The 4,263-nt window shown below is 61.4% G+C and carries 3 protein-coding genes and 1 pseudogene; 1 reads left to right on the top strand and 3 read right to left on the bottom strand.

Annotated features, from left to right (window positions below; translation table 11 throughout):
- Together EN994_RS20110 and urtA are read right to left on the bottom strand one after the other, a co-directional pair.
- Positions 1-441: pseudogene (locus tag EN994_RS20110) on the bottom strand (urea ABC transporter permease subunit UrtB); the annotation flags it as partial.
- Between the two features lie 97 nt (positions 442-538).
- Entirely contained in the window at positions 539-1,849 is a 1,311-nt protein-coding gene (gene urtA, locus EN994_RS20105) for an urea ABC transporter substrate-binding protein (RefSeq protein ID WP_013531849.1), read from the bottom strand.
- A gap of 312 nt (positions 1,850-2,161) precedes the next feature.
- On the opposite strand from urtA, the gene EN994_RS20100 reads away from it, so the two are divergent.
- Positions 2,162-2,575 carry a hypothetical protein gene (locus tag EN994_RS20100; protein WP_024503521.1) on the top strand — a complete coding sequence of 138 codons (414 nt, stop codon included), beginning with the start codon at positions 2,162-2,164 and terminating at the stop codon, positions 2,573-2,575.
- Positions 2,576-2,640: 65 nt separating this feature from the next.
- Here the strand turns inward: EN994_RS20100 and EN994_RS20095 are convergent, their stop codons facing one another.
- Positions 2,641-4,212 (bottom strand): GMC family oxidoreductase, encoded by a 1,572-nt coding sequence (locus EN994_RS20095; RefSeq protein ID WP_063167928.1) that lies wholly within the window; start codon positions 4,210-4,212, stop codon positions 2,641-2,643.
- Positions 4,213-4,263: the final 51 nt, after the last annotated feature.

The following is a 4,263-nucleotide window of genomic DNA, read 5'->3' as shown; positions in this document are numbered from 1 at the left end:
CTTGAACATGGTGTCGGCGGCGGCGATGCGGACAGCCGGATCCTTGGCGCCGAGCGTCAGAGTGCCCAACGCATCGCGGATGACGCGACGCAGCGTGTTGTTGACCTTGATCTTGGTGATGCCGTCCTTGGCCGCCTCACCCGATGCCTCCCCGCTCAACGGGTCGGAAAGCTGGACGCTCTCGCCCGCTTCCTTGCCGACAAACACCAGGGAATCGGCCTTGCGGACATAGAGGTTGCCGTCGGCAAGTGCCGCAAGCGGCCGCTCCACCGCCGGGTCGCCAGCGGCTGCCAGTTCGTGGACGACGGCTCCGATCTCGGAAAAGCCCTTGGCCGTGGCGAATTTGGCGATGATGCCGCGCAGATCGGTTTCGCCAGCGCCCGATGACGACAGTGTCGCCAGCAGGAACAACAGCATCAAACCCGTGCGGATTAAGGTCATTGGTTTCTGGTAACCCCTGAAGGTTGAAGTGGGCGTCCGGACGGCGGAGGAAGCCGTCCGGACGCGCGCGGTCTGACTGGGTCAGCCCTGGGAGGGATCAGTTCGTGCCCTTGCCGCCGCACTTGCCGGTGGCAACATTAAAGTTGCCGCAGGACAGAGGCGCGCGCCAATCCGAGATCAGGTCCTTGGAATCAGGCAGATAGTCGGACCATTCGTCGCCCATCACCAGGCCCGGCGTGCGCGACACGGTCTCGAACTGGCCGTCGGCCTGGATTTCGCCGATCAGCACCGGCTTGGTGATGTGGTGGTTCGGCATCATCGTCGAATAGCCGCCGGTCAGGTTCGGCACCGACACGCCGATCATGGCGTCGATGACCTTGTCCGGATCGGTGGTGCCGGCCTTCTCGACCGCCTTCACCCACATGTTGAAGCCGATATAATGGGCCTCCATCGGGTCGTTGGTGGTGCGCTTGTCGTTCTTGATGAACTTGTGCCAGTCGGCGATGAACTTCTTGTTCTCGGGCGTATCGATGCTCTCGAAATAGTTCCAGGCGGCGAGATGGCCGACCAGCGGCGCGGTGTCGAGACCTGCAAGCTCTTCCTCGCCGACCGAGAAGGCCATGACCGGAATGTCCTCGGCCTTGATGCCCTGGTTGCCGAGTTCCTTGTAGAACGGCACGTTGGCGTCGCCGTTGACGGTGGAGACGACGGCGGTCTTCTTGCCGGCCGAACCGAACTTCTTGATCGCCGAAACCTCGGTCTGCCAGTCGGAGAAGCCGAACGGCGTGTAATTGACCATGATGTCTTCAGCCGCCACGCCCTTGGCCTTCAGATAGGCCTCGAGGATCTTGTTGGTGGTGCGCGGATAGACGTAGTCGGTGCCTTCCAGCACCCAGCGCTTAACCGAACCGCCGTCCTCGCTCATCAGATAGTCGACCGCCGGGATCGCCTGCTGGTTCGGCGCCGCACCCGTGTAGAACACGTTGCGCTCGCTCTCCTCGCCCTCATACTGGACCGGATAGAACAGGATGTTGTCGAGTTCGGAGAACACCGGCAGCACCGATTTGCGCGACACCGAGGTCCAGCAGCCGAACACCGCCGCAACCTTGTCCTTGGAGATCAGTTCGCGCGCCTTTTCGGCAAACAGCGGCCAGTTGGAAGCCGGATCGACGACCACCGCCTCGAGCTTCTTGCCGAGCAGGCCGCCCTTGGCGTTCTGCTCGTCGATGAGCATCAGCATGGCGTCCTTCAGTGTCGTCTCCGAAATCGCCATGGTCCCCGAGAGCGAATGGAGAATGCCGACCTTGATCGTGTCGTCGGCGGCCTTGGCCGGAGCCGACATCAACAGGCCGGCGGCGACCGCACCAGCCGAAAACATTTTTGTTATTGTCGAGAAATTACCCCTCATATTACGGACTCCCAAGCTAGTTGATTGCACCGCAACACTACAATGCAACCCCCATGCCAACCGCTCCAGCGATCCCGAAAGGGTACAAATAGTTCATAGATATCAGCGCTTTGGAACATAGGGCTTCCAAAACAAAGAGAGCCGGCCAGAAATCGATTGAGGGAAATTTGCGCAGCTTACACAGTTTTTGCCTAATTTTCGCTCATTCTCCCAGACTGCCTAGATTTTGATCTGAATAGCGGCGCCTTGGGCGACCGATGTTGCGGCGCGGTGCAAAAATAGGGCAAGCTCGCTCTTCAAACGAGCGACGTCATGATTTCAGGGATTTCACGCTTTTTCATCGGCATACTGCTTCTGGCCGCAGCAACCGGAGCCGCGCGAGCCGATTTCAGCGATGGCAAGATGCCTGACGGCACCTATCATTGCGAAGTGTACCTGCTTGGCATGTTCCTCAGCCTCGGCGACATCACCATCAAGGGGAACGTCTACAGCGGCCCTGTCTACACCAGCCTCGGCGGCTTCGGCCCCGCTCAGCAAGGGTACAACTACCAAATGGATGCGAACGGCGTGATTTCCTGGCTGGGACCACTGGGCGGCTACACCGCCGGCGGCAACTCGCTGTCGCTGACCCAGGCGACGCTTGACGGCGAAACCGTGCCCTCCTTCGACATCATCATGAAGCAACCCGACGGCGCCTTCACCGCATCGACCTGCACCAAGCAATAAGGGTGGCAAGAAAAAGGCGCGGAACCTTGCGGGTTCCGCGCCAGCAGTCCGTCGGGAGGATGTGACTAGATCGTCTTTGCCGACATCTGCGCGGCGATGTAGTCGGCCTGGCGGATCGCCAGCGACACGATCGTCAGGGTCGGGTTTTCGGCGGCCCCGGTGGTGAACTGGCTGCCGTCCGACACGAACAGGTTCTTGATGTCGTGCGCCTGGCCGTGCTTGTTGACGACGCCGTCTTCCGCTTTCTCGCTCATCCGATTGGTGCCGAGATTGTGGGTCGAGGGATAGGGCGGCGTCGGGAAGGTGCGGGTGGCGCCGACCGCATCGTAAAGTGCCGTAGCCTGTTTGTAGGCGTGGTTACGCATCGCCGTGTCGTTCGGATGGTCGTCGAAATGCACGTCGGCGATCGGCATGCCGTGTGCGTCCTTCTCGTCTGCATGCAGCGTGATGCGGTTCTCCGCGCGCGGCATGTCCTCACCGACGATCCACAGGCCGGCCATGTGGTCGTAGTGATCGAGTGCGGTGGTGAACGAGCGCCCCCAGGCGCCCGGATCGAGGAATGCGGCCATGAACGGCAGGCCGAGCGACAGCGTCTCGAACTCGTAGCCGCCCACGAACCCACGCGACGGATCATGCCGCGCCTCGTCGCGGATGATGCCGGCCATGGTGGTGCCGCGATACATATGCACCGGCCTGTCGAAGATGGCATAGACCGAGCCGGTGGTGTGGCGCATGTAGTTCTTGCCGACCTGGCCCGACGAGTTGGCAAGCCCATCGGGGAATTTTCCCGACGCCGAATTGAGCAGCAGCCTTGGGCTCTCGATCGAGTTGCCGGCAACCGCGACGATGCGCGCCTTCTGCTCCTGCAGCTTGCCGTCCTTGTCGGCGTAGACGACGCCGGTCACCTTTCCGCTGGCGTCGTGGTTGATCTTGATCGCCATGGCATTCGGCCTGACTTCGAGATGGCCTGTCGCCTCGCCCTTGGGGATCTCGGTGTAGAGCGTCGACCATTTGGCGCCCCATTTACAGCCCTGGAAGCAGAAGCCGGTTTGCTGGCAGGAATTACGATCGTCGCGATCGACCGAGTTGATGGCCATGTTGCCGGTGTGGCATTCCTTGTAGCCGAGCTCGTCGGCGCCGGCCTTCAACACCTTGAAATTGTTGTTGCCCGGCAGCCGCGGCCAGTCATTGGTGCCGGTGACGCCCATCTTGGCCTCGGCCTTGGCGTAGTAGGGCTCCATCTCGGCCAGCGTGATCGGCCAATCGAGCAGGTTGGCGCCTTCCAGTTTGCCATAGGTCGAGAGCGTCTTGAACTCGTGCTCCTGGAAGCGCAGCGAGGCTCCCGCCCAATGCGTGGTCGAACCGCCGACCGACTTGACGATCCAGGCCGGCAGGTTCGGAAAATCCTTTGCCACGCGCCAGTCGCCGGACGTGGTGCGCTTGTCGGTCCAGGCGAGCTGGGCGAACGAACCCCACTCGTCATTGACGAAATCCTCGTATTCGTGGCGCGCGCCGGCTTCCAGGATGACGACGTCGACACCCTTCTGGGCAAGTTCGTTGCCGAGCGTGCCGCCGCCGGCGCCCGAACCGATGATGACGACCACGCCGTCGTTGTTCAGATCAAATGAAGCTGCCATGGTTTCCTCCCATGATTTCTGTTTGCGGGTTCAGGAACGACGGAGCTCAGA

Origin of the sequence: Mesorhizobium sp. M7A.F.Ca.CA.002.09.1.1 (assembly GCF_003998555.1) — a bacterium.
GTDB lineage: Bacteria > Pseudomonadota > Alphaproteobacteria > Rhizobiales > Rhizobiaceae > Mesorhizobium > Mesorhizobium ciceri.
Note: the sequence above shows the minus strand (reverse complement) of the source record. Positions and strands in the feature narration are given on the sequence as shown.

Excerpts from the sequence above, each read along its gene's own strand:
- urtA (WP_013531849.1), bottom strand. The coding sequence starts at position 1,849 with ATGAGGGGTAATTTCTCGACAATAACAAAAATGTTTTCGGCTGGTGCG.
- EN994_RS20100 (WP_024503521.1), top strand. The coding sequence starts at position 2,162 with ATGATTTCAGGGATTTCACGCTTTTTCATCGGCATACTGCTTCTGGCC.
- EN994_RS20095 (WP_063167928.1), bottom strand. The coding sequence starts at position 4,212 with ATGGCAGCTTCATTTGATCTGAACAACGACGGCGTGGTCGTCATCATC.